Annotated in this window: 1 protein-coding gene; it reads right to left on the minus strand. The window is 66.5% G+C overall.

From position 1 onward, the window contains the following. Positions 1-86: 86 nt before the first annotated feature. Positions 87-1,677, minus strand: a 1,591-nt coding sequence (lon, locus tag Q0C81_RS16510; RefSeq protein WP_291840501.1) for an endopeptidase La, incomplete at its 5' end; no start/stop codon positions are given.

Consider the following 1,677-nt stretch of genomic DNA (forward strand, 5'->3'; position numbering starts at 1 on the left):
AAAGGGCGGATCGGCGGTTGCGTCAAAAGCGAAAACGCCGCCGACAGGCGTGTCGGCGGCGTTTCGTCTGCGACCTAGGTCGCGGTTCAGTGACTGACGGTCGCTGCAGCGCCGTCAAGCGGAGGCACGGGCGCGGGCAGAGGATCCGTCGCCTCATCCCATTCGACCGGTGTCAGGGGACCGGTCAGGGCCCAGTGCAGGGCCTCGTCCGCCGTGGAGATCGGCACGATTTCGAGCGCCGATTTGACGTTGTCCGGCACGTCCGCCAGGTCCTTCTCGTTCTCCTGCGGGATCAGCACCGTCTTGACGCCGGACCGCAGGGCCGCGAGCAGCTTCTCCTTCAGACCGCCGATGGCGGTGACCCGGCCGCGCAGGGTGATCTCGCCGGTCATGGCGATGTCCTTGCGGATCGGGATGCCGGTCAGGACCGAGACCATGGCCACGGTCATGGCGGCGCCGGCGGACGGGCCGTCCTTGGGCGTCGCGCCGTCCGGCACATGGACGTGGATGTCGGTCTTCTCGAACACCGGCGGCTTGACGCCGAAGGCCAGGGCCCGCGACCGCACATAGGAGGCCGCCGCCGAAATCGACTCCTTCATCACGTCCTTCAGGTTGCCGGTCACGGTCATGCGGCCGCGGCCCGGCATCTTGATCGCCTCGATGGTCAGGATGTCGCCGCCGAACTCGGTCCAGGCCAGGCCGGTGACGATGCCGACCTGATCCTCCTCGTCCGTCTCGCCGTAGCGGAACTTCCGAACGCCCGCGTATTCAGCCAGCTTGGCGTCATCCACGGTGATGGTCAGCGCCTTGTCCCGGGCCATTTCGCGTACGGCCTTGCGGGCCAGCCCGCCCAGGGCCCGTTCCAGCGAACGCACCCCGGCTTCCCGGGTGTAGTACCGGATCAGGTCGCGGATGGTCGTTTCCGGCACGATGAACTCGGCCGGCTTCAGGCCGTTCTCCTCGGTCACCTTGGGCAGGACGTGCCGCTTGGCGATCTCGACCTTCTCGTCCTCGGTGTAGCCGGACACCCGGATGATCTCCATCCGGTCCATCAGCGGCTGCGGCATGTTCAGGCTGTTGGCCGTGGTCACGAACATGATGTTGGACAAGTCGTAGTCGACCTCGAGGTAGTGGTCCCCGAAGGTCGAGTTCTGGGCCGGATCCAGCACCTCCAGCAGGGCCGACGAGGGGTCGCCGCGCCAGTCGGCGCCCAGCTTGTCGATCTCGTCCAGCAGGATGAAGGCGTTGGTGGTCTTCGCCTTCTTCATCGACTGGATGATCTTGCCCGGCATGGACCCGATGTAGGTCCGGCGGTGGCCGCGGATCTCGGCCTCGTCGCGCACGCCGCCCAGCGACATGCGGACGTACTCACGACCGGTGGCCTTGGCGATCGACTTGGCCAGCGAGGTCTTGCCGACGCCGGGAGGTCCGACCAGGCACAGGATCGGGCCGCGCAGCGAACCGGTGCGCGCCTGGACGGCCAGATACTCGATGATCCGTTCCTTGACCTTCTCCAAGCCGTAGTGATCCTCCTCGAGGATGTCCTCGGCCTTCTGCAGGTCGATCGGCTTCTGCTTGGCCTTGCCCCACGGGATCGACAGCAGCCAGTCGAGGTAGTTCCGCACCACCGTGGACTCGGCCGACATCGGGCTCATGTTGCGCAGCTTCTTGACCTCG

The organism is Brevundimonas sp. (genome assembly GCF_023259385.1).
In the GTDB taxonomy this organism is placed as follows: Bacteria; Pseudomonadota; Alphaproteobacteria; order Caulobacterales; family Caulobacteraceae; genus Brevundimonas.